The sequence below is a fragment of the Microbacterium sp. NRRL B-14842 genome (assembly GCF_050470785.1).
The window spans coordinates 2,083,544-2,105,674 of sequence record NZ_JBFLUM010000001.1 but is presented as its reverse complement, the minus strand read 5'-3'; the positions used below and the strand labels follow the sequence as shown (position 1 = coordinate 2,105,674).

Genomic DNA, 22,131 nt, shown 5'->3' with positions numbered 1-22,131 from the left:
CGGGCTGGTGGGAACGACGACGTTGTATACGATCCGTTCCGTGATGCTACCACCGGCGACGATCCTGCGGGGGTGCCGTCTAGGATGTGGTCCGTGAACGGCGGGATGATGTCGACGGTGACGCAGCGGATCCGGCAGGTGCTCCGCCAGGTGCGCGGACCCGCCACCTCCGACGCGGTGTTCGAGGCGACGGCGCTGATCGTCGGTGCGGCGTTCCTCCTCGTCGGGTTCCTCGGGGCGTTGCCGGTGTTCTGGGGGCGGGAGCTCTCGATCAGCGGCACCGGCTCGATCGGTATGTTCGCGGCCTACGGCGGCGCGATCGCGGCGGCGCTCGCCTTCGCCCTGGGGCGGCTCGCTGTGCGGGTTCCGGAGCCCGACCCCACCCGCGCCAGGGACGGATTCGCGGTACCCGGCGACCGCCTGCGCTGGTACGACCTCGCCGCCATCGCCTTCGCGCACGCCGCGATCGCCTACCTCGGCTGGTTGGGGATCGCGCAGCTGCTGGAGCAGAGCTTCGTGGACGCCCCCGTCTTCGCGTTCCCCGGAGCGATCCTGGTCGCCGTGGCGTTCGCGCTCACGGGCTACGTCGCCTTCCTCAGCGCCGTCGCTCTGACGCCGACCGTGCTGTCGCTGGTCCTGGCGGTGTTCCTCGTCGTCGGGGCGTTCGCGGCGATGCTGGCCTCCAGTGACGTGCACTGGTGGCGCGACAATCTGTCGGCGCTGGGCATGAGCAGCAACAGCGCCTCGGTGGCCTTCAACGTGACCCTCGTCATCGCGGGGATCATGGTGACGACCATCTCGCGCTATGCGACGGCGGGGCTGCCTGTCGACGACCCGGTCGACCGCCGTGGCCGGACCATCGTGCGCGGCGGGCTCATCCTGATGGGCATCTTCCTCGCGTGCGTCGGGATCTTCCCCGTCGACGAGTGCTTCGGTCTGCACAACACCGTCGCGACGGGCATGGTGGTGGTGTTCGCGGTGGTCGTCGTCGGTCTGCCGTGGTTCGTGCGCAGCATCCCGCGCGTCTTCGTCGGCCTCGGCTGGACGTACGTGCTGGTCATCGTGCTGCTCGGGGCGTTCTTCGCTGTCGGCTACTACAACCTCACGGCGGTCGAGCTCATCGCGGCCGTGCTGATCTTCAGCTGGATCATCGTGTTCCTGCGCACGGCGGGGACGATGGGCGGTCACGCGCCGCGGGCCGACGCCCTGACCGCTCCCGATGCCGCGGTCCGCTGACGCACCGGCGCTCGGCGGCGACGTCAGTCGCGGAGGAGGCGCGTCGCCTGACGCGTGCGCTGCAGGGCGTCGACGGTCTCGGCGTACCGCCGCTTGGCGACGCCGATGAACAGGCAGTCCACGAGGGCGAGCTGCGCGATCCGGCTCACCATCGCCCCGGCACGGAAGGTCGACTCGCGCACCTCGGTGAACAGGGCGTGGTCGGCGACCTGGGCGAGAGGGGAGTCCTTCACGGAGGTGACGGCGACGGTCGTCGCACCGTTGGCGACGGCGGCTTCGAGGAACCGCACCGTCTCGATCGTCGACCCCGCGTGCGAGAACCCGATGGCGACGGTGGTCCTGACGGGCAGGACCGCGGCGGCGATCGCCTCGTGGGGGTCGGCGAGGACGTGGGCGTTGCGGCCGACGCGGAGGAGCTTGTGCGCGAGGTCCTCCGCGACGAACTGACTGGCGCCGATGCCGTAGAGCAGGATCCGGTCGGCGCCGTCGATGGCCGCGACAGCCGCCGCCAGCACAGCGAAGTCGAGCTGGCCGACGGTCTCCTCGATGGCGAGGAGCTCCAGGGCCGCGAGCTTGGAGACCGCCTCCTCCAGAGAGTCCTCGTCGGAGATCTCCGAGCCGTAGGCGCCGCGGGCGGAGAACTGCGCGGCCTCCTTGCCGAGCTCGGTGGCCAGGGCCATCCGCAGCGGCGCGTATCCGGTGAAGCCGATCGCGCGGCAGAACCGCACGACGGAGGCGACCGAGGTGCGGCACTCCTCGGCGAGCTCGCTGATCGTCTTGTCGATCACGAGGGTCGGGTTCTCCCGCACGGCGGCCGCGACGCGCGCCAGCGACGGGGGCAGGGTCGCAGCGGCGGCTTCGATCGTGGACTGGATGCTCACGGTATCCTCCGGAACGGCGGAACGGGATGGTAAATTCTTTTCAGCGAGTCTACGTGTTGTGTAGTCGCTTTTCTTTCTTTCCGCCGGATCCGAGGAGTGCCGATGAGCGAGACGACCGCCACCGTCGACCTCGGCAAGTCCCGCTGCCGCCTCGTCGTGCACGGCGCGACGGCCGGGGAGCGCTCCGGGATCGGAGCGCCGGGCCTCGCCGCGGCGGGCGGAGTGGAGGCGGCGCTCACCGCGATTCTCCCGCTGCTCGACGGTGTCGAGCGCATCGACACGCTCGGCGTGGGGGCGGCCGGCGCCTGGTTCGCCCCGGAGGCGGCCGCGGAACTCGCCGCCGCGCTCGCCGCACGGACCGGAGCGCGCGTGGCCGTGGCGTCGGACGTGGTCACCGCCCATGCGGGCGCTCTCGACGGCGCGGCCGGCGTGCTGCTCATCGCCGGCACCGGAGCCGTGGCGCTGGGCGTCGACCCTTCCGGTGCGCGTCTGGTCGACGGCTGGGGTCCCGAGCTGGGCGACTTCGGCAGCGGATCCTGGCTCGGCCGCGAGGCGTTGCGCGCCGTGCTCCGTGCCCACGACGGGCTGGCCGCGCCCACCGCTCTCACCACGGCGCTCGCCGCCCCCGTCGGCCCGCCCTCGGCCGTGCAGGCCTGGCTCGCCGCCGACGGAGCTCTCGCCCGCCGCCTCGCGACCCTCGCGCCCCTCGTGCTCGCCGCCGCCGCAGACGACGACCCCGTCGCCCGCGGGATCGTCGAGGAGGCCGTCCGGCTCCTCGCTGCGACGACCGCTGCGGCCGCCGGGCCGACCGCGGACGTCGCACTGCACGGCGGCCTCACCGACCACGACGGATTCCGCGCCGCCCTCGCACGCGCGCTCGAAGGGAGCGGCCGTCGGGTCGTCCCCGCGCGAGGCGGCGCCATGGACGGGGCCCTGCTGCTGACCCGTCGCCTCGACCTCCCCCATGAAAGGTTCGTGCACCGTGCCGAATGACCCCCGTCTGACCACCCTTCTCGCCGAGCTCGCGGGCCTGGACACCGAGGCCTCGTCCACCGAGCGGGGCGATCTCGACCTGCTGAGCACCACTGAGCTCGTCGAGCGCATGAACGCCGAGGACCGTCGCGTGCCCGAGGCCGTGGCCGGTCGCACGCCGGAGATCGCGGCGGCGGTGGACGGCATCACGGAGCGCTTCCGACGCGGCGGTCGCCTCATCTACATCGGTGCGGGCACGGCAGGTCGCATCGGCGTGCTCGACGCGAGCGAGTGCCCGCCCACCTTCGGCACCGACCCGTCGATGGTGGTCGGACTCATCGCCGGCGGGGAGACGGCCATCCGCTCGGCGGTGGAGAACGCGGAGGACGATGATGAGGCCGCGGCCCTCGCCCTGCGCGACCTCGACCTCACCGAGCGGGACACGGTGGTGGGCATCTCGGCATCCGGCCGTACGCCCTACGTCATCGGCGGGCTGCGGTACGCCCGGGGCCTCGGCGCCCTCACGGTGGCGATCGCCTCGAACGCGGGGTCGGCGATCGGCGCGGAGGCCGACATCGCGATCGAGGTCGTCACGGGGCCGGAGTTCATCTCGGGCTCCACGCGGCTGAAGTCCGGCACGGCGCAGAAGCTCGTCGTGAACATGCTGACGACGCTCTCGATGATCAAGCTCGGCAAGACGTACCGCGGGGTCATGGTCGACCTGCTGGCCACGAACGAGAAGCTGCACGCGCGCTCGATCCGCACGGTGTCGCAGCTCGCGGATGTGGACGTCGACGCCGCGTCCGCCGCGCTGCAGGCCGCGGACGGTTCCGTCAAGCTCGCGCTGCTCCTGCTCGCGACGGGCGCCTCCGCCGAGACCGCCGCTGAGGCGCTGGCCGCGGCCGACGGCATCCTCCGCGACGCGATCGCCGCCCTCGCCTGACCCGCTCTCCCCTCGGCAGGGATGAGAATCGCGCCTGACGGGAGCGATCGGGGCACCTTTTCGCACCCGCGACGGGCTGCCCGCTAGCGTGAGGGCATGCCCCTCGCTCTCGTCACCGGCGCCGCGCGCGCGAACAGCATCGCCGCGGGTATCGTCCCGCGGCTCCGTGCCGACGGCTGGACCGTCGTCACCAGCGACCTCGACGACGCCGATCACCCCGCCGACCTCTCCACCGCCGACGGGCCGGAGCGCCTGATCGCCGAGGTCGCGGAGGCGCACGGCCCGATCTCCGCGCTCGTCCTCAGCCACGCGCACGACGTCGAGTCCGGCGTGCTGGACACGACGGCGGAGAGCTTCGACCGGCACGTCGCCGTGAACGCGCGGGCGAGCCTGCTCCTCATCGCGGCCTTCGCCCGGCAGGCCGATACGGGTGGCGCGATCGTGGCGCTCACGAGCGATCACGTGACCGGGAACCTGCCCTACGGGGCCTCCAAGGGCGCGCTCGACCGGCTCGTCATCTCCGCCGCGCGCGAGCTCGGTCCGCGCGGCATCTCCGCCAACGTCCTGAACCCCGGCCCCATCGACACCGGATGGATGGACGACGAGACGCGCGTCGGCCTCGCCGGGATGACACCGCTCGGTCGCCTCGGCACGCCGGGCGACATCGCCGCGGTCGTCTCGTTCCTCGTCTCGGATGAGGGACGCTGGATCTCCGGTCAGCTCCTCCACGCCGACGGGGCCTTCTCCGCCCGCTACTGATCGCGCGGCGGAGCGTCCCCGGGTGCGCTCAGTGGCCGCAGGCGCAGGAGTCGCCGCCGCAGCAGGAGTCCGTCGCCGTCGCGCCGCCGTGCGCCTGGGAGGACTCCGGCACGTCCATGGCGGGGTTCTGGTCGAGGAAGCCGTAGGGCTTGAACCAGAATCCCGCGTAATCCACGGGCATGATCGGCCAGTCCTCCGGGCGGGGGAAGTGCGTGAGCCCGAAGGTGTGCCACAGCACCATGTCCTCGCCGTCGATCCGGCGGTCGTCGGCCGTGTACTCCGGGAGGCCGGCGCCGCCCTGGTGCGCGTTGGGGTAGCGCCCGGCCGGCCAGATCTGCCCGTGCTCGTACCGGGTCGCCCAGAGGTGCTTCGTGGCGAAGGCCGCGCGCGCGGCGACGGAGGAGGCGGGGTCGGCCATCAGCAGGGCGGTCGACTCCGGGACGAGGTGGTAGGCGGTCGGGCGGCCGACGTGGTTGGTCCGCGAGGCGCTCTGCACCTCCCACACCCGGGCGGCGGAGGAGTCGGCCTCACGCTGGGCGGCGTGCTCGGTCTCGAGCACCGTCTCCGACCAGGTGAACGCGTTGCCGAACGGGTTGTCCGGCCCCATCGGCACCCGCTGCGCGTCGACCTCCACGAGGCGGTTGTCCTGGCCGTCGATAGCCACGTCGAGCCGCGCGCAGAACAGATGCTGGTGGACCGGGGCGAAGACGCCGGGGGCGAGCTCGGTGGCGTGCTTCTGACGGACGCCCGGCTCCCCGGCGCCGGCGAACACGATGCCCGTGGCCTTGGCGACGACCTCGATGGAGCCGTCCAGTCCGAAGTTCCAGTAGAAGCCGTAGTCGTAGTTGCCGATCGTGGAGAAGTACGAGACCACGAAGCGCCGTGAGCGCCGCACGTCGGACCGTCCCGAGAGGTCGGTGTGCTTCCAGAGGATGCCGAAGTCCTCCTCGTGCATGCAGATCACATTCGGGATGCGCACCGGGTGACCGTGGTCGTCGGCGACGTAGCCGTCGAGATACCGGATCACGCCGAGGCAGTCGCAGCCGAGCTCCAGGTGGTTGGCGTTCTTGCCGAGGAGGTACTCGCCCGCGTCGAAGTAGCTGATCCAGAAGCGCCCGGGGGCGGTGTCACCGTACGGCACGACCATCTCCGGCACGCTCGCCCGGTGCAGCACGGAGCGCCCCTGGAACGACACGTCGTGCAGGACGAGGCCTTCGCGGGCGTTGAAGCCCACGCGCATGGACCAGCCCTCCCACTCGACGAGCGATCCGGACACGGCGAAGCTCGGCCCGTCCGGCTGGGTGATCTCGATGGGCCGCAGCGTCGTCCGTGCCGCGCCCTGCACCTCCGGGTAGTAGTTGCCGTGCCCGGCGGGCACCGGCACGTCGCCCTCGTCCTCGACGCGGATCACGCTGTCCGTGGTGAGGTCGATGTGCACGATCAGCCCCTCGACGGGGTGGGCCCACGGGGAATCCTGCTCGTCGTATCGGAGGAAGGTGAGGGACCGGATCACGCGGCGGCCCACCTCGTCGGCCCGGCCGGTGTAGCCCGGGGCCAGGGGGGAGCAGAAGGCGAGGGCCATGTGGTCCGCCAGGCCCCGCCGCCGCATGGCCGCCTGCCAGTCCGGGGATGCCTTGGCGATGGCCTCTGCCCGCTCGTACTCCTCGAACAGGTACTGCGGCTGGCCGTACGGCGGGGCGTCGTTCGGCACTCGCTCCTGCCGCACGACCTCGCCACGGGTGATCGAGACGATCAGCTCGGTCGCGACGCCGGTGGCGGTGTCGAGCAGCGTCACGTCGACACGGCGGTCGATGGGAGAGCCGGGACGCCAGCCCGCGAGCTCCTCCTTCGTGGCTTCGTCGGGGAGCACCATCGGCACGCGGGTGGTCGCCGTCAGCAGGCCGGCTGCGTCGAGCACGGCGCGGGCGGCGGCGATCTCGGCACCGGTGAGCGGGTCGAGCGGGTGCGGGACGGCGATCGGCTCGAGGGAGACGGGCTGGGGGGAGTGCGGGGACATCGTTGACCTCACTATTTTCGAGCAAGTGCTCAAGAAACGGGTTGGCACGATGATACGACGGCATGCACGGGCGCACAACCGTGGCGTGTGGGCGATGTCGAGGTCAGCGACGCCAGGGGGCGAGGATGCTGTCGAGGACCGCGAAGTGCGCCGCCGCCGTCTGCGGTTCGGTGACCTCGACGACCTGCTGGCCGTACGTGATCGAGCGCAGGAGGGCGAGGAGGTCGCCGGTGGGGGTGTCCGGGCGCAGCTCTCGGTCGCTCACCGCCTCCTCCAGTGCCTCGCGGATGCTGCCCTGCCACGTCGCGAGGGTCGGCGCTCCGGCGTCAGGAGTCGGGGCGAGGGTGGCCAGGCGCCCCCAGAAGCCGACGACGACGTGCGCCTCGGTGCGAGTGCGCTCGTCGACGGGGAGCACCTCGCCCATCAGGGCCCGCAGGCGCGCCAGGCCGCGGAGTCCGTCCGTCGCCGCGGCGATGCGCTCGTCGGTGCGACGGGTGACCTCGGCCGCGGCGGCCCGGACGACGTCGTCGAAGCCGTCGAAGTAGTGCCAGAGCGAACCGGTCGCGACGCCGAGCTCCTTGGCGACCGCCCGTGAGGACACGCTCTCATGACCGTCTCTGGCGGCGACGACGAGCAGCGCGTCGGCGATCTGACGGCGACGCTCATCATGGTCGACGATGCGGGGCACGTGCTCATTGTGTCGTATGACGAGGGGTCTCGCTTTTTTGAGCGAACGATCAATATACTTCGGCTGTGGACCTCCTGCTCCCGGCAGCATCGTGGCTGATGGCGGCGGCGGCGCTCGTGTCGGCCGGCGCCTGCCTCGCTGCGCGGCGCGCTGTGCCGTGGCAGGGACGCCAGGCCGCGGTGGTGATGGCGGCGGGGATGCTGCTGATGGCGACGGGCGGGACCGGGCCGCTGGGTGCCCTGCTGATCGGTGCCCTGCTGCTCGTGTCCGGCATGATCGGCACGATGGGCGTTCGCGGGGCGACGTCCGCGGCCCCCTGCTGTCACCGCGCTCTCGGATCGCTCGTGATGGCGATCTGCGCCTTCCACGGCGCGGCGGGATCGGTCGGTCAAGGCGTGGTGACGTCCGCGGGGCACGGGGGTCATGGACTCGGCGGCGCGCTCGGCGCGCTCGTCCTCCTCGGCACTCTCAGCGTCGTCGCCTGGACGATCGCCGCAGGGTGGCGGACGACGGCGCATCGGGGCCGCGCCGCCCGGCTGCTCGCGGTGGAGTCCTGGGCGATGGCGATCGGGGTCGTCGCGATGAGCATCGCGGGCTGACCGTCCGGTGCGAGGGTCTCACTCCCGCGCCGCGGGGCGGACGAAGGCCCAGGCCGCGATCGCCGCGACGGCGGCGGCCAGGGTCATGGTGACCGCCATCGTGACGGCGTTCGTGCCCCCGATCCCGGCGGCGACCGGGGCGAGCACCGGGCCGAACAGGAACGACGACATGCCGAGCAGCGCGGACGCCGTCCCCGCCCTGGCGCCGTGATGCGCGAGGGCGAGTGTCTGGCCGTTCGGGCCGCCGAGGCCCGCGCACAGCATGAACCCGACGAGTGCCGCCACCACGCCCGCCACCCCCGTCCCGCTCAGTGCCAGGACGAGGAAGGTCGTGGTCGCGACGAGCGTCGCCGTGACCCCGCCGAGGTAGACGCGGAGGGGGCCGAAGCGGCGCACGACCAGGCGGCTCGACTGGCTGCCGACGATGCTCGCGAGGGCGCCGGCGGCGAAGGCGAGACTGAAGCTCTGCGGGCTGAGGCCGAACTCGTCCTGCAGGACGAAGGACGACATCGAGAGATAGGTGAAGAACGCCACGCCCGCACCGGCGGAGGCGCACAGGACCGCGGCGAAGAGCCGGTCGCCCAGCACGGCGCCGGCATGCGCCCGCAGCACGCGGAGGCCTCCGCCGTGGCGCGCCTCCGGTCGCAGCGTCTCCGGCAGGAGGAAGACGACCACGAGCAGCAGGATGACGCCGATCCCGCTGAGCACCCCGAAGATCCCGCGCCAGTCCATGATGCGGGCGAGCTGGCCGCCCACCACCGGCGCGATGATCGGCGCGGTGCCCGAGACGAGGAACAGCAGCGAGAGCATGCGGGAGAGCTCGATGCCCTCGAACTGGTCGCGGGCGATCGCCAGGCAGATCACGATGCCCGCCGATCCCGCCAGCCCCTGCAGGAAGCGGGCGACGAGCAGCAGCTCGATGGTCGGGGCGACCGCGCACACCGCGGAGAGCACCGCGAACGCCGCGACGCCGACCAGCAGCGGCAGACGTCTGCCCAGCCGGTCGCTGAGGGGACCGGCCACGAGCTGCCCCAGGCCGAGGCCGATCATGCACGCCGACATGGTCACCTGCGCCAGGGCCTCGGTCGTGCCGAGCGACGCCGCGAGCTGGGGGAGCTGGGGCAGGTAGAGGTCCATCGACAGCGGACCGAAGGCTTCCAGCATGCCGAGCACCAGCATCGCCCGCAGCGTGCCCATCCGCGCGGGCTCACCGCGCGCCGGGAGACTCATCCGCCCAGGCGCAGCACGCGGCGCAGCCAGCTCTCCCGCGCGGCCACCGCGGCCTGCGAGACCTCGGCCTCGGGGGAGAACCCGGAGAAGCCGTGGTAGCCGCCCGCCCAGACGTGCAGTTCGGCCTGACCGCCCGTGGCCCAGATCCGCGACGCGTAGTCGACGGCCTCATCGCGGAAGGTCTCCGCGGCACCCACCTCGATGAACGCCGGAGCGAGTCCCGACAGATCCGTGGCCCGGGCCGGCGCCGTGTACGGCGACACGCGGTCGGTGAACCGGTCGGCTCCGGCGATCGCGTCCCACGCGGTGTCGTTGTTGTTCCGGTCCCAGGCGCCGAAGCCGTCGTACTGCCGGCTCGACGGGGTCTCGTTGCGGTCGTCGAGCATCGGGCAGCCGAGGAGCTGCCCGGCCAGCCGTGGTCCGCCGCGGTCGCGGGAGAGCAGCGCGACCGCCGCCGAGAGTCCGCCGCCGGCGCTCTGCCCGGACGCGATGACGCGGGAGGTGTCGATGCCGAGCTCGTCGGCGTGGGCGACCATCCACTCCAGTGCCGCGTAGCAGTCCTCCGCCTGCGCCGGTCCGGGGTGCTCCGGGGCGAGACGGTACTCGACCGCGACGCCGACGACACCGTGCCGCTCGGCGAGGTCGATGAGCTCGGCGGTGCCGAAGAAACGCGTGCCGAGCACCATGCCGCCGCCGTGGATCGACAGCACCGCCGGTGCCGGGTCTGCGGGCGCCTGCGCCGGGCGCACGATGGTGATCTCGAGGTCCGGAGCCCCGACGGGGCCGGGGATGACCCGGTCCTCCCAGGTCACGGCGCGACCCTCCGCCTGCACGGCCATCGGCGGGATGATCGTGGCGAAGTGATCGCGGTTGGCGTGGATGGTGTCCGCGCGCAGCGGGATGACCTCGACGAGGTCGACGAAGGCGTCGAGTCCGGCGACGAGCTCCGGGTCGTAGGGCACCGGTTCGGGCGTGCTCATGCGGCGGTCCGCCAGATCCGTCGCAGCCAGGAGGCACGTGCGGCGAGGGCAGCGCGGGTGATCTCGGCGTCCGGCATGTACATGTCGAAGCCGTGGGCGCCGCCGCCCCACACGTGCAGCTCGGCCTGACCGCCGGTCTCCCAGATCCGGAGGGCGTACACGGTGTCCTCGTCGCGGAACATCTCCGCCTCGCCGACCTCGATGTAGGCGGGCGGAAGGCCGGAGACGTCTGTCGCCCGGCTCGGCGCGGCGTAGGCGGGAGCCTCGACGCTGAAGGCGAGCTCCTCGCCGAGGACGCACGACCAGGCGAGGAGGTTCATGTCGCGCTGCCAGGTGCCGATGCCGTCGTACTGCCGACTGGCCACCGTGGTGTTGGTGTTGTCGATCATGGGACACAGCAGCAGCTGCCCGGCCATGACGGGGCCCCGCCGATCACGCGCCAGCAGGGCGACGGCCGCGGTGAGGCCCCCGCCCGCGCTGCCGCCGCCCACGACGATGCGCGCGGGGTCGATGCCGAGCTCCGTGGCGTGGGTGTGCGTCCACACGAAGGCCGCGTAGCAGTCCTCCACGCCCGCGGGGTACGGGTCCTCCGGGGCGAGGCGGTACTCGACGTTCACGGCCACGACGCCGTGCTCCGCGACGATGTCGACGACTCGAGCCGTCTCCCAGGAGCGGTGGCCGACGATCATGCCGCCGCCGTGGATGTTCACGAAGCCGGGGAGCGTCGAGGTCTCCGAGCCGGCGGGGCGGAAGATCGTGACCTCGATGTCCGGTGCTCCGGGCGGGCCGGGGATGACGCGGTCCTCCCAGGTGATGTCCCGGCCGGCGATCACGGCGTCGTTGTCCGGGAACATCCGGTTGACGCCGTCGCGCGGCAGGGTCTCGCGGGTGAGGGCGGGCTGCGGGTTCTTCGCGATCTCGTCGAGCACGGCCTGCACGTCGGGATCGAAGGGGACGGGGATGGTCATGGTTCTCCTCGGGTGGGACGGCGTCAGGGGCCTTCGGGGTCGACGACCCCGCGGTCGGCCCAGAAGGGCTCGACGAGACGGCGCAGCTCGGCGGCGCCGACGCGGTCGACGAGGGCGGCCGCGTCGAGGTTCGCCCGCAGCTGCGCGACGCGGGAGGCGCCGAACAGCGTCGTCGTCAGGGCGGGGTGGGTGAGGGTGAACGCGATGCCGAGCTGGGCGGGGGTCACGTCGAGGTCGTCGGCGACCGCCGTGAACGCGGGGACGTCGGCGATGATCCGTTCGCGGATGCCGCCGGGGTCGCGCCCGATCTGCCGGTCGCCGTTCACCTTCCCGGCGAGGATCCCGCCCTCCAGGCAGTCCGAGGCCTGCAGCGTGAGGCCCTGCTCCCAGAGGCGCGCGAAGGGTTCGCCGTCCGGGATCGACCGCCGCGAGACGCTGTACTTGAGCTGCGCGATCTGCGGACCGGGAACGCCTTCCGCGGCGGCGAGGTCGATCAGGGCCTGGATGCTCGCCGCCGACCAGTTGTTCACGCCCCACGCGCGGATGAGGCCGGCGTCGGCGAGCGCGGCGAGGTCGAGCACGAGATCGCGCAGCTCGAGGTCGTCGCGGCGGAGGTCGCCGAGGATCACGAGGTCGGCGTGCTCGACTCCCACCCGCATCAGCGCGTTCTCGAGCTGTGGACGGAAGCCGTCGGCGCCGAAGGCCTCGAGCCAGAGCTTCGACGACAGCAGCCACTCCTCTCGGCGCAGCCCGGCCGCGCGCACCATCGCCGAGAAGATCACGTCGGTGAAGACGGGCGGGGCGCCAGGCGCGGAGTACACGCCCACGTCGAAGAGGTTCACGCCGCGGTCGGTGGCCTCGCGGAGGAGCGCCACCGCGTCGGCGAAGTCCATGCGGTCGTAGGTGTGCCAGGAGCCGAGGGAGAACAGGGAGGCGTGCAGGCCGCTGCGGCCGATCTCGCGGAGGGGGAGGGGAGTGGTCATGGTGCTCCTCAGAGGCTCGGGTCGATGACGGCCTTGACCTCATCGAGGTGGTGCATGTGGGCGATCTTCGCGGAGGCGTCGGCGAGCCCGACCGGGGCGCTGAACAGGTCGTCCCAGGGGAAGCGGTCGGCGAACGCCATGAAGAAGTCGATCGCACGGGCGTAGTCGGAGATGTCGCCGTTGAGCGAGCCGACGACCGTGAGCTCCTTGCCCATGATCGTGCTGAGGGCGAAGCCGTCTCCGGCCGGACCGGTCGAGCCCACGATCGCCACGGTGCCGCGTTGGGCGGCCATGCCGACGGCGTCCGGGCCGACGCTCGGGGCTCCGGCGAAGTCGAACACGTGGTCCGCCCCCTCGCCTCCGGTGAGCGCCAGGACCTGGTCGACGACGGGCCCGTCGCGGAAGTCCACGACGGCGTCGGCGCCGAAGCGGGCGGCGAGCTCCAGACGAGCCGCGGGTGCGCCGACGGTGATGACCTGCCCGGCACCCGCGATCCTCGCGACTGCGGTGGCGAAGATGCCGAGGGCGCCGGAGCCCTGCACCACCACGCGGGAGCCGGGACGGATCCGGCCGGCCCGCTCGAACGCGCGGAGGACGGTCTTCGCGGCGCAGCCCGCCATGGAGGCCCAGGTGTCTTTGACGGTCGCCGGGAGCAGGAGCGTGGCGGCACCCGGGGTCACGTACGCGTACTCGGAGAGCCCGGCCGTCGCGAACGGCGGAACGTCGGCGCGCTGGAGGAAGCCGTAGCCGCGGCGGGAGCACGCGACCGGCTCGCGCAGCACGACGCAGCCGTGGCACTCGCCGCAGGTGGACTCCGACCAGCCGATCCGGTCGCCGGGGGAGAGCGGGCGGCCGAGCGCGTCGCGGGTGTCCGGCCCGGTGGCCACGATCTCGCCGACCATCTCGTGACCGAGGACCATGGGCAGCATGCCGGGGAACGACATCTTCCCCTCCCAGATCTCGATGTCCGTGCCGCACAGCGTCGTGCAGGCGATGCGGACGAGGGCGGCGCCGGGTTCGATCTCGGTGGGCAGCGGAAGCTCTTGCAGGGTAAGCGGCTCGCCGTGCGCGGTGAGCACCGCGGCGCGGGTGGTGGTGGGGAGGGTCATGGTTCTCCAGTCGCGGGGCGGGTGGCGGGATCGAAAACGGTCCTCCGCGGTGCCAGGGAGGGGCGGAATCGATCCCGCACGGAGGGGGACGGGGATCAGACCAGGAGCTGGCCGCCGTCGACGGGGACCGAGACCCCGGTGATGTGGCTGGCGGCCTCGCTCGCGAGGAAGAGCACGAGCGGGGTGACCTGGTCGACCTCGGCGATGGTGCCGAGCGGGATGCGCGATTCCCAGGCGGCGCGGGCATCGGGGTTCGAGGCGAAGTCGGCGGTCAGGGGCGTGAGCACGGGACCGGGGGCGACGGCGTTGACGCGCACCCCGGAGCTGGCGAGCTCGATGGCGGCCGTCCGGGTGAGCGCGTCGACCGCGGCCTTCGTGGCCTCGTAGTGTCCGAGGCCCGGGGTGGGCTGCCGGGCGCCGATGGAGGAGATGTTGACGATGGCCCCGTGGCCGGCGGCCGCGAGCAGCCCGCCGAAGACCCGCAGCATGAGGAACGTGCCGCGGACGTTGACGCGCAGGGCCGCGTCGACCGCGTCGACCGCGACCTCCTGGAGTGTGCCTCCGCCGGCGACGACGCCGGCGTTGTTGACGAGGACGTCGAGCCCGCCGGCGTCCGCGAGCTGCGCGGCGGCGGTGGTGACCGCGCCCTCGTCGGCGATGTCGAGGGGGAGGGCGGTGGCGCCGATCTCGGCGGCGACGGCCCGGGCGGCCTCGAGGTTCACATCGCCGAGGAACACCTCGTCCCCGGCGGCGCGGAAGGCGCTGGCGATGCCGCGGCCGAGCCCGGAGGCTCCTCCGGTGACGAGGATGCGGCGCGGGGAAGCGGTCATGGTCGTCCTCACTGACGGTGTTCCGATGGGATTCCTCCGTTATATTCTACAAACATAGAAAAACGCAACCCCGTGCCCCGAGACGGCGAAGGAGCCCTCATGCCCGATGTGACATACCCCCGCAAGCCGCTGTCTCCTCGGGGTGCGACGGTGCCGCCGCTCGCCCTCGGATCGTGGAACACCTGGGACCGCATGGGCTTCGACGATGCCGTGCAGCTCATCCAGCGGGCGGTCGACCTCGATGCCGGATTCTTCGACATCGCGTACTACAACATGGGGCCGCATGCCGAGAACTCCCGGACCGACATCCTCTTCGGAGAGGCCTTCCGGGCGAGCGGGGTGGACCGTGTCGACGTCGTGCTCTGCGGCAAGCTCTGGCTCTGGGACTGGCCGCACCAGGGCTTCCGCGGGCAGATCGAGGAGTCGCTCGAGCGGGCCGGCCTCGACCGCTTCGACACCCTCGTGGTGGGGGACTACCTCGACGCCCCGGACATGCCGCGACTCGTCGCCGACGTGAACGCCCTCATCGCCGACGACCTGGTCGACTCGTGGGGGATCAACAACTGGCGGATCGCGGACACCGGGGCGGCGCTCGCCGAGGCAACCGCTCAGGGGGCGGTCGGCCCCGCGTTCGCGCAGCTCAAGTACGGCATCGCGCGCCGGGCCATGGCGGAGGGCGACGCCTATGGACCCCTGTTCGCCGACGGAACCCTCGCGCTGCAGGCCTCCGACGTGTTCGAGGGCGGAATCCTCGCCACGGGATGGATGCCCCAGCGCAAGATCGGTGCCGATGTCGGGGGTATCCGTGAGCGGATCCTCGCCGTGTACCCCCAGGTCGCGCGGGTCGCGGGGGAGTTCGGGGTGACGCCGGCTGCCCTCGGCATCGCCTTCTGTCTGGCGAACCCCGCGACGGCCAACGTACTCTTCGGTGCCTCTCGCGTCGCGCAGCTCGAGGACAACCACGCCGCCCTCGCCCTCGCCCGAGACTACGGCGCCGAGGTCCGCGCCGCCCTCGCCGACTGCCGCGTCGACCACGCCGTCCGCCCCGACGGCACCTGGTGACCTTTCGTATCTCCCACGGCTTCCCCGGCGTCCGCCCCGCCCCCGGCGTCCGCCCCGCCCCCGGCCGCCGGTCTCCGGGATCACTTCCGCACCTCCCGCGCGCCCCGCAGGCACGTTCCTGATCCCGCCTCGCTCCGCCCCCGCGTCCCACTCCGCGTGCGGGATCAGTTCCGCACCTCGCAGGCGCCCAGCAGGCACGTTCCTGATCCCGCACTCGCTTGGCCCGCGTCCCACTCCGCCCCCGCGTCCCACTCCGGGCGCGGGATCAGTTCCGCACCTCGCGCGCGCCCCACGGGCACGTTTCTGATCCCGCAGGACGTGACGTTCTGCGTGCCGATTCGAGAACGCGCCGAGTAGGGAGGGCGTGCGGCCGATTCTGATCCCGCTTCTGGTGGCGGCTGTGTGGCGGTCGCCGGGCCCGCCGCTCGTGCGCGACCGGACCGCTCTCCGGAGCCCCGGATCAGAAGTGCTCCTCGTGTTCGCAGCAGATCGTAAGCGCTCCTCGCCTCCGTGCTGGATCGGAAGTGCCCCGCGCACGCTCCGGATCAGAAGTGCTCCTCGGATCCGGGTGGGAGGTGCGTTCTTGATCCCGGGAAGGGGTGCGGTGGCCCTCGGGAGCGGCAGTGTGGCCCGTTCGCGCCGTCGTTCACCCCGGTGCGGGATGAGAAGGGTGCCGAAAAGGCGTCGCCGAGGGGTGTTTCTGATCCGGTCGGACGGGTGGGCGCAGTGGCGGGATCAGAAGTGGGCCGCGCGGGGAGGGCAGGGGTGCGTTATTGATCCCGGTACCCGCACCTGCACCCGCGGGGTGCGGGCGGGTGGGGTACGGGATGCGCCGGGGTGTGCGCGGGGGAGCAAGGCGGGTGCGCGCTGAGGCATCGGTCCGCGCGGCCAGAGGGCGAAACGCGCTTGCGCTCTTTTTCCACGCATGTAGACTAACCAGCACGACACATCGAAGTGGCGTCGGTCCCGGTCTCCGGTCAGCGGCTCTTCGAACCTTCTTCACCACCCCCTGCACCCGAGAGAAGGAACCATGAAACGAATGCCCCTCGCGGTCGCCGCCGCCGTCGCCGCGACCCTCGCGCTCGCCGGCTGCAGCGGCGGCGGAACGCCCTCGCCGTCCGAGGGCGGTGGCGCCGAAGGCCCCGACGCCCTCAACATCGGCAACTTCCTCGACGTCACCTCGTGGGACCCGTCCCTCGCCGACATCGGCTTCGACGGCCCCTACCTGTCCGCGGTGTACGACGCCCTCATCGCCCTCGACAGCGACGGCACCCCGATCCCGTCGCTCGCGACGAAGTGGACCGTGGCCGACGACGACCTCAGCATCGACCTCGACATCCGCACCGACGCCGTGTTCAGCGACGGCACCCCGGTCGACGCCGACGCCGTCGTCGCGAGCCTCGAGTACCTCAAGGCCGGCGCCCGGTCCGGTGAGGCCTACGTCAAGGCGAAGGGCTTCGAGAAGGTCGATGACGACACCGTCCGCATCGCCCTTACGCAGCGCGACGACACGATCCTCTACCTGATGGGCCTCGGCCGCAGCTACGTCATGCCCCCGGCGTCCATCGAGGCGGGCACGGTCGGCAGCGACCCGATCGGCTCCGGCCCGTACGTGCTCGACAGCGACACCAGCGTCGCGGGCGCCGAGTACCACTTCACCAAGACCGAGGACCACTGGGACGCGAAGACGTACCCGTTCGCCGAACTCGCGATCTACCCGATCACCGACGCGACCGCCCGGCACAACGCGATGCTCAGCGGACAGATCAACGTGCAGTACGGCGACGTGGCCAACCTCGACCAGGCCGAGCAGCAGGGCTGGAACACCGCCCAGCGCGTCTCCGGGTGGGCGGGCCTCGTCATCACCGACCACACCGGCGCGAAGAGCGAGCCCCTCGGCACGCTCGAGGTCCGCCAGGCGCTGAACTACGCGTTCGACGGTGCGGCCGTCCTCGCGGCGGTCGGCAGCGGTGCGGGCGTGGCCACCAACCAGGTCTTCCCCGACGGCGGCGACATCAACGACCCCGAGCTCAACGATGCCTACGCGTTCAACATGGATAAGGCGAAGGAGCTCCTGGCCGACGCCGGCTACCCGGACGGCTTCGACATCTCGATGCCGATGTCCCCGATCTTCGAGATGTGGAAGCCGTCGGCCGAGCAGGCCCTCAACGAGCTCGGCATCACCGTCACCTGGGACAACATGCAGATGCCGGACTACCAGCTCAACGCCCCGAACTACCCGATGTTCATCTCCTTCCTCGCGATGGACGGCAACGACGTGGCCACCGTCTCCCGGCAGCTGACGAGCGTGCAGTGGTTCAACCCGGAGCCCGACTACGCGAAGAACGAGGTCATCGCCCCGCTCGTCGAGAAGGTGCAGACGGAGCGCGGCGACGCGCAGACCGCCGCCATCAAGGAGCTCAACGAGGCCCTCGTCGACCAGGCCTGGTGGTCGGTCTGGTACCAGGCGAACAACATCTACTACACGGCGCCCGGCATCCAGCTGCAGCCCGTCGTGGGGATGATGTTCCCGACGCTGCGGTACATCACGCAGGGCTGAACGCCCGCCGGGGCGGTCGCCACGCGGCCGCCCCGGCACCCCTTCCCTCCTCCTCACCCTCGAGAGGCCCCCATGCTCCTCTTCACGGCGAAGCGGGTGCTGTCCGGCATCCTCCTGCTCGTCGCGGTCTCGATCGGCACGTTCTTCCTCGCCCACCTCGCGATCAGCGACCCGACCGCCTCGCTCCTCGGGACCACGGCGAGTCCCGCGCAGCAAGAGGCGCTGGCGGCGAAGATCGGACTCGACCGCCCCCTGATCGTCCAGTTCTGGGACTGGTTCTCCCACGCGGTCCTGCTCGACTTCGGCGTCTCGTGGCGCAACTTCCAGCCGGTCGGCGCGCAGCTCGCGGTGAAGGTCCCCGTCACTCTCTCCGTCGTGACCCTCGCGACCCTCATCACGGCGGTCATCGGCGTCGCCTTCGGCATGATCACCGGACTCCGCCCCGGCACCTGGTTCGACCGCATCATCAAGGGGATCTCCGTCGTCCTCTTCGCACTTCCCGGGTTCTGGGTGAGCCTGGTCCTGGTGATGTGGCTGGCGGTGCAACTCAAGTGGTTCCCCGCCGTGGGCTACGTCCCGCCGACGCAGTCCGTCGAAGGCTGGCTGCGCTCGATCACGCTGCCGGCGATCTCCCTCGCCCTGGGCGGCATCGTCGCCGTGTCGGAGCAGCTGCGCAATGCCGTGATCGCCCAGAGCCGCCAGGACTGGGTGCGCACCCTCCGCAGCCGCGGCCTGTCCGCCGCCCGGGTGAACCTGCACATCCTCCGCAACGCCTCGCCCGCCGCGCTCACGGTGATCGCCCTGATGTTCGTGGGCCTGCTCTCCGGGGCGATCGTGGTGGAGCAGATCTTCAGCCTCCCCGGTCTGGGGCAGCTCACGAACCAGTCGTCGCAGAACGGCGACATCCCGATGCTGCTCGGGATCACGGTGGTCTCCATCGTCTTCGTCGTCCTCATCAACCTCCTGCTCGACCTCGTGCTCGGCTGGATCAACCCGAAGGTGCGCGTCGCATGACCACGACAGACATCCGCGTCGCCTTCGACCGGGCCGCCCAGAAGCGCCGGTCGAGCCTGTTTCGACGCTTCCTCCGTCACCCCGGCGGCTACATCCCGCTCGCGATCTTCGTGCTCATCGTGCTCGTCGGGGTGTTCGCGCCGTTGCTGGCGCCGATGGACCCGAACCTCGTCGACCTCGCGGCAGCCAAGGCCCCGCCCTCGCCGGAGCACCTGCTCGGCGGCGACTCCACCGGCCGCGACATCCTCAGCCGCCTCATCTACGGGACGAGGACGACACTGTGGGGTGCGCTCATCACGATCGTCACCGCGCTCGTCGTCGGGGTCCCGTCGGGTGTCGCAGCCGGGTACTTCGGCGGCGTCTTCGACCGGGTCGCGACCTGGATCAGCGACGCCCTCCAGTCGATCCCCGGGATGATCATCCTCCTCGTGGTCGCCGCCGGCAGCCGCAACAACTTCGAGCTGCTGATGGTCACCGTCGGTGTCTTCATGGTGCCGGGGTACTTCCGCATCGCGCGGTCGCAGACGCTCGCCGTCCGCGGCGAGGCGTACATCGACGCCGCCCGCGTGTCGGGCCTGTCGGACGCGCGCATCATCTTCCGGCACGTCATCACGGCCGTCTACCCGCCCGTCATCATCCAGACCGCGCTCACGGCCGGCATCGCGATGGGCATTCAGGCGGGGCTCCAGTTCCTCGGCATCGGCGACTCGAACGTGCCGAGCTGGGGCGCGATGATGCTCGAGGGCTTCCGGCTCATGCTCACCTACCCCCTCATGCTCCTGTGGCCCTCCGCCGCGCTCGGTCTCACGATCGCCGTCCTCGCGATCATGGGCTCCACGCTCGCCGAGCTCGTGCAGGTGCGCACGCCGCGGGCGGCCCGACGGCGGCGGCGCGGTGTGCTCGAGACCGGCGACGAGGTCGCCGCGGCTCCCGCCACGGGCAGCGTCCGCCACGAGGCGCCGGCGTCGGCCCTCCGCGTCGAGAACCTGCACGTCGTCCACGCGACGCCGACGGGGGAGACCGAGGTCGTGCATGGCGTGACCCTCGACGTCGCGCCAGGCGAGGTCGTCGGGATCGTCGGCGAGTCCGGGTCGGGCAAGTCGCAGACAGTGTTCTCGGTGCTCGACCTGCTCCCCGCGACCGGCCGGGCGACCGCCGACGCGATCTGGGTCGGCGGCGCGGAGGTCACCCACGCGACGCCGAAGGAGCGCCAGGCCCTGCTCGGACGCACGATCGGGTACGTGCCGCAGGAGCCGATGAGCAACCTCGACCCCTCGTACACGATCGGGCATCAGCTCATCGAGCCGCTGCGCCGGACGCACGGGCTCGCGAAGGCCGCCGCCCGGCAGCGCGCGCGGGAGGTGCTCCTGCGGGTCGGGCTGTCCGATCCCGATCGCGTGATGCGCAGCTACCCGCATCAGGTGTCCGGCGGCATGGCCCAGCGCGTGCTCATCGCCGGCGCGATCGCCGGTCGACCGTCGCTCCTCGTGGCGGACGAGCCCACCACCGCCCTCGACGTCACCGTGCAGGCCGAGGTGCTCGAGCTGCTGCGGGAGCTGCAGGCCGAGTACGGGATGGCGCTGCTCATCGTGACGCACAATTTCGGCGTCGTCGCCGACATCTGCGACCGCGTGATCGTCATGCGCGGCGGCGACATCGTGGAGTCGGGGCCCGTGGACGAGCTTTTCGCCGCGCCCACCCAGGAGTACACGCGCGAGCTCATCGCCGCGTCGCTCGATGATGCCGAAGGGCGCGCCGCGCTCGACAGCCGCCGGACGGAGGTCCCCGCATGAACGCCGTTCCGGTGAACCCCCTGCTGCAGGTCGACGACCTCGTGGTCGAGTACGGCCGCGGAAGACACGCCTTCCGCGCGCTGCACGGCGTCTCCCTCGACATCGCCCCCGGTGAGTGCCTCGGCCTGGTCGGCGAGTCCGGATCGGGAAAGTCGACCCTCGGCAAGGCCATCCTCGGCCTCGCCCCGGTGACCGCGGGCCGCATCCGCTTCGACGGCCGGGACATCGGCGGCCTCGGCCGCAAGGCCCGACGGGAACTCGCCGATGATGTGCAGGTCGTGTTCCAGGACCCGTACGGTTCCCTCAACCCGGCACTGACCATCGGCGACATCCTCGCCGAGCCGCTGCTGACGACGGGCATCGGAGCGAAGGCAGCCGACACGCGCGTGCGCGACATGCTCGACCGCGTGCGGCTGCCTTCCACGAGCATGGACCGGTATCCGAGCGAGTTCTCCGGCGGGCAGCGGCAGCGCATCGCGATCGCCCGCGCCCTGGTCCGCGGACCCCGGCTGATCGTGTGCGACGAGCCGGTCAGTGCACTCGACCTCACCACGCAGGCGACCATCCTCGACCTCTTCATCGAGTTGCAGCGCGACACCGGCGTGGCCTACCTCTTCGTCTCGCACGACCTCGGCGTCGTCCGGCGGGTCTGTCACCGGGTCGCCGTGATGTACCGGGGGGAGATCGTGGAGATCGGGGACGGCGAGCAGGTCACCCGCGCGCCGCGTCACCCGTACGCCGAGCGCCTGCGACTGGCCTCACCCGTCGCCGACCCGGTGGCGCAGCGGGAACGCCGGGCGCAATGGCTCGCTCTGCGGGAGGTGCCCGATGCGGCGGTACGGTAGCTCCAGGCCGGAACACGCCACACCCCGGACTCGGCCGGAAGGACGCCATGCCGAAGATCATCGACCACGACCAGCGGCGACGGGACATCGTCGAGGTGGCCAAGAGCATCATCCTGAAGGGTGGGTTCGAGGCGGCGACCATGCGCAGCATCGCCGCGGAGGCGGGCTTCGCGAACGGCGCGCTGAAGCACTACTTCCCCGGGAAGGAGAGCATCGTCGCGGCGACGTTCGAGACGATCCTGCAGCAGATGTCCGAGGGCGTGGAGGCCGCGGGGCAGGAACCGGTGGCGGCGGACGACGCGCTGCGGGGCTTCCTGCAGGCCACCGTGCCGCGCGACCCGGAGCAGATCGCCGCGGGCCGGGTGCTCCTGGCGCTCTGGGAGTACGCGATGGCGAACGAGTCGCTGGCCGAGCTCTACCGCGGACACCTGGGTTCGTGGCGATCCTCGCTCATCGCGCGCATGGAGGCGGCCCGCGACGAGGGATCGATCCGCGATCAGGACTACGGCCCGCTCGCCGACGAGTACATCTCCGCGGCGGTCGGGGCGACGGTCATCAACCTCATGTACCCGGACGGCGACCGCATCGCCGACTACGAGAACTACATCGACCGGTTCCTCGCGCGGCTGCGCTGAGGGCGAGGGGCCGGTCCCGAGAGGACG

The 22,131-nt window shown here is 71.8% G+C and carries 20 protein-coding genes; 11 read left to right on the top strand and 9 right to left on the bottom strand.

Annotation, left to right across the window (positions count from 1 at the left end; genetic code table 11):
* The first annotated feature begins 93 nt into the window (after positions 1–93).
* Complete coding sequence (locus AB1285_RS10410; protein ID WP_370428284.1) at positions 94–1,236, top strand: DUF998 domain-containing protein; 1,143 nt, start codon at positions 94–96, stop codon at positions 1,234–1,236.
* A gap of 23 nt (positions 1,237–1,259) precedes the next feature.
* Here AB1285_RS10410 and AB1285_RS10405 read toward each other — a convergent pair whose 3' ends face one another.
* Positions 1,260–2,117, bottom strand: a complete 858-nt coding sequence (locus AB1285_RS10405; RefSeq protein ID WP_280566649.1) for a MurR/RpiR family transcriptional regulator — start codon at positions 2,115–2,117, stop codon at positions 1,260–1,262.
* 102 nt (positions 2,118–2,219) lie between these two features.
* Between AB1285_RS10405 and AB1285_RS10400 the strand changes: the two genes are divergently transcribed.
* The 3 genes from AB1285_RS10400 to AB1285_RS10390 all read left to right on the top strand — a co-directional run bounded on the left by AB1285_RS10400 (position 2,220) and on the right by AB1285_RS10390 (position 4,791).
* Positions 2,220–3,110 (top strand): N-acetylglucosamine kinase, encoded by an 891-nt coding sequence (locus AB1285_RS10400; protein WP_366236421.1) that lies wholly within the window; start codon positions 2,220–2,222, stop codon positions 3,108–3,110.
* A complete protein-coding gene (gene murQ, locus AB1285_RS10395; RefSeq protein WP_366236422.1) occupies positions 3,100–4,032 on the top strand; it encodes an N-acetylmuramic acid 6-phosphate etherase in 933 nt (310 codons plus the stop codon). The genes AB1285_RS10400 and murQ overlap by 11 nt, the downstream gene beginning before the upstream one ends.
* Positions 4,033–4,128: 96 nt before the next feature.
* The gene (locus AB1285_RS10390; protein WP_292793911.1) at positions 4,129–4,791 is read left to right on the top strand and encodes an SDR family oxidoreductase; all 663 of its coding nucleotides are present in this window, start codon (positions 4,129–4,131) and stop codon (positions 4,789–4,791) included.
* Between the two features lie 28 nt (positions 4,792–4,819).
* On the opposite strand, the gene AB1285_RS10385 is transcribed toward AB1285_RS10390, so the two are convergent.
* Positions 4,820–6,808, bottom strand: coding sequence for a primary-amine oxidase (locus AB1285_RS10385; RefSeq protein ID WP_292793914.1), 1,989 nt, complete (start codon positions 6,806–6,808; stop codon positions 4,820–4,822).
* Between the two features lie 103 nt (positions 6,809–6,911).
* Positions 6,912–7,496 (bottom strand): TetR/AcrR family transcriptional regulator, encoded by a 585-nt coding sequence (locus AB1285_RS10380; RefSeq protein ID WP_259952075.1) that lies wholly within the window; start codon positions 7,494–7,496, stop codon positions 6,912–6,914.
* Positions 7,497–7,561: 65 nt separating this feature from the next.
* On the opposite strand from AB1285_RS10380, the gene AB1285_RS10375 reads away from it, so the two are divergent.
* Complete coding sequence (locus AB1285_RS10375) at positions 7,562–8,095, top strand: hypothetical protein (protein WP_187663538.1); 534 nt, start codon at positions 7,562–7,564, stop codon at positions 8,093–8,095.
* A gap of 18 nt (positions 8,096–8,113) precedes the next feature.
* Here AB1285_RS10375 and AB1285_RS10370 read toward each other — a convergent pair whose 3' ends face one another.
* From AB1285_RS10370 to AB1285_RS10345, 6 genes are all read right to left on the bottom strand, one after another.
* Positions 8,114–9,325, bottom strand: coding sequence for a multidrug effflux MFS transporter (locus AB1285_RS10370; protein ID WP_232089195.1), 1,212 nt, complete (start codon positions 9,323–9,325; stop codon positions 8,114–8,116).
* A complete protein-coding gene (locus AB1285_RS10365) occupies positions 9,322–10,305 on the bottom strand; it encodes an alpha/beta hydrolase (protein ID WP_268777114.1) in 984 nt (327 codons plus the stop codon). The genes AB1285_RS10370 and AB1285_RS10365 overlap by 4 nt, the downstream gene beginning before the upstream one ends.
* On the bottom strand, positions 10,302–11,273 hold the full coding sequence (locus tag AB1285_RS10360; RefSeq protein WP_292793929.1) for an alpha/beta hydrolase: 972 nt from the start codon (positions 11,271–11,273) through the stop codon (positions 10,302–10,304). The genes AB1285_RS10365 and AB1285_RS10360 overlap by 4 nt, the downstream gene beginning before the upstream one ends.
* Before the next feature lie 23 nt (positions 11,274–11,296).
* The gene (locus tag AB1285_RS10355) at positions 11,297–12,256 is read right to left on the bottom strand and encodes an aldo/keto reductase (RefSeq protein WP_280569807.1); all 960 of its coding nucleotides are present in this window, start codon (positions 12,254–12,256) and stop codon (positions 11,297–11,299) included.
* An 8-nt stretch (positions 12,257–12,264) separates the two neighbouring features.
* On the bottom strand, positions 12,265–13,365 hold the full coding sequence (locus tag AB1285_RS10350) for a zinc-binding dehydrogenase (protein WP_292793935.1): 1,101 nt from the start codon (positions 13,363–13,365) through the stop codon (positions 12,265–12,267).
* A 95-nt stretch (positions 13,366–13,460) separates the two neighbouring features.
* On the bottom strand, positions 13,461–14,195 hold the full coding sequence (locus AB1285_RS10345) for an SDR family NAD(P)-dependent oxidoreductase (RefSeq protein WP_268777110.1): 735 nt from the start codon (positions 14,193–14,195) through the stop codon (positions 13,461–13,463).
* 99 nt (positions 14,196–14,294) lie between these two features.
* On the opposite strand from AB1285_RS10345, the gene AB1285_RS10340 reads away from it, so the two are divergent.
* The 6 genes from AB1285_RS10340 to AB1285_RS10315 all read left to right on the top strand — a co-directional run bounded on the left by AB1285_RS10340 (position 14,295) and on the right by AB1285_RS10315 (position 22,104).
* Positions 14,295–15,257: an aldo/keto reductase gene (locus AB1285_RS10340; protein ID WP_292793940.1), complete on the top strand. Its 963-nt coding sequence runs from the start codon at positions 14,295–14,297 to the stop codon at positions 15,255–15,257.
* Between the two features lie 1,030 nt (positions 15,258–16,287).
* Positions 16,288–17,817, top strand: a complete 1,530-nt coding sequence (locus AB1285_RS10335; protein WP_292793943.1) for an ABC transporter substrate-binding protein — start codon at positions 16,288–16,290, stop codon at positions 17,815–17,817.
* Between the two features lie 72 nt (positions 17,818–17,889).
* Positions 17,890–18,831 carry an ABC transporter permease gene (locus tag AB1285_RS10330; protein ID WP_247642057.1) on the top strand — a complete coding sequence of 314 codons (942 nt, stop codon included), beginning with the start codon at positions 17,890–17,892 and terminating at the stop codon, positions 18,829–18,831.
* Entirely contained in the window at positions 18,828–20,624 is a 1,797-nt protein-coding gene (locus AB1285_RS10325; protein WP_370428660.1) for a dipeptide/oligopeptide/nickel ABC transporter permease/ATP-binding protein, read from the top strand. Before AB1285_RS10330 ends, AB1285_RS10325 begins: the two co-directional genes overlap by 4 nt.
* The gene (locus AB1285_RS10320; protein WP_292793949.1) at positions 20,621–21,469 is read left to right on the top strand and encodes an ATP-binding cassette domain-containing protein; all 849 of its coding nucleotides are present in this window, start codon (positions 20,621–20,623) and stop codon (positions 21,467–21,469) included. The genes AB1285_RS10325 and AB1285_RS10320 overlap by 4 nt, the downstream gene beginning before the upstream one ends.
* 47 nt (positions 21,470–21,516) lie before the next feature.
* Positions 21,517–22,104 (top strand): TetR/AcrR family transcriptional regulator, encoded by a 588-nt coding sequence (locus AB1285_RS10315; protein WP_101846902.1) that lies wholly within the window; start codon positions 21,517–21,519, stop codon positions 22,102–22,104.
* Positions 22,105–22,131 lie beyond the last annotated feature (27 nt).

What these genes read in the sequence shown, in the direction of transcription:
- AB1285_RS10330 (WP_247642057.1), top strand. Translation starts at nt 17,890, where the DNA reads ATGCTCCTCTTCACGGCGAAGCGGGTGCTGTCCGGCATCCTCCTGCTC.
- AB1285_RS10390 (WP_292793911.1), top strand. Translation starts at nt 4,129, where the DNA reads ATGCCCCTCGCTCTCGTCACCGGCGCCGCGCGCGCGAACAGCATCGCC.
- AB1285_RS10350 (WP_292793935.1), bottom strand. Translation starts at nt 13,365, where the DNA reads ATGACCCTCCCCACCACCACCCGCGCCGCGGTGCTCACCGCGCACGGC.
- AB1285_RS10315 (WP_101846902.1), top strand. Translation starts at nt 21,517, where the DNA reads ATGCCGAAGATCATCGACCACGACCAGCGGCGACGGGACATCGTCGAG.
- AB1285_RS10340 (WP_292793940.1), top strand. Translation starts at nt 14,295, where the DNA reads ATGCCCGATGTGACATACCCCCGCAAGCCGCTGTCTCCTCGGGGTGCG.
- AB1285_RS10345 (WP_268777110.1), bottom strand. Translation starts at nt 14,195, where the DNA reads ATGACCGCTTCCCCGCGCCGCATCCTCGTCACCGGAGGAGCCTCCGGG.
- AB1285_RS10400 (WP_366236421.1), top strand. Translation starts at nt 2,220, where the DNA reads ATGAGCGAGACGACCGCCACCGTCGACCTCGGCAAGTCCCGCTGCCGC.
- AB1285_RS10360 (WP_292793929.1), bottom strand. Translation starts at nt 11,273, where the DNA reads ATGACCATCCCCGTCCCCTTCGATCCCGACGTGCAGGCCGTGCTCGAC.
- AB1285_RS10325 (WP_370428660.1), top strand. Translation starts at nt 18,828, where the DNA reads ATGACCACGACAGACATCCGCGTCGCCTTCGACCGGGCCGCCCAGAAG.
- AB1285_RS10385 (WP_292793914.1), bottom strand. Translation starts at nt 6,808, where the DNA reads ATGTCCCCGCACTCCCCCCAGCCCGTCTCCCTCGAGCCGATCGCCGTC.
- AB1285_RS10335 (WP_292793943.1), top strand. Translation starts at nt 16,288, where the DNA reads ATGAAACGAATGCCCCTCGCGGTCGCCGCCGCCGTCGCCGCGACCCTC.
- AB1285_RS10365 (WP_268777114.1), bottom strand. Translation starts at nt 10,305, where the DNA reads ATGAGCACGCCCGAACCGGTGCCCTACGACCCGGAGCTCGTCGCCGGA.
- AB1285_RS10320 (WP_292793949.1), top strand. Translation starts at nt 20,621, where the DNA reads ATGAACGCCGTTCCGGTGAACCCCCTGCTGCAGGTCGACGACCTCGTG.
- AB1285_RS10355 (WP_280569807.1), bottom strand. Translation starts at nt 12,256, where the DNA reads ATGACCACTCCCCTCCCCCTCCGCGAGATCGGCCGCAGCGGCCTGCAC.
- AB1285_RS10370 (WP_232089195.1), bottom strand. Translation starts at nt 9,325, where the DNA reads ATGAGTCTCCCGGCGCGCGGTGAGCCCGCGCGGATGGGCACGCTGCGG.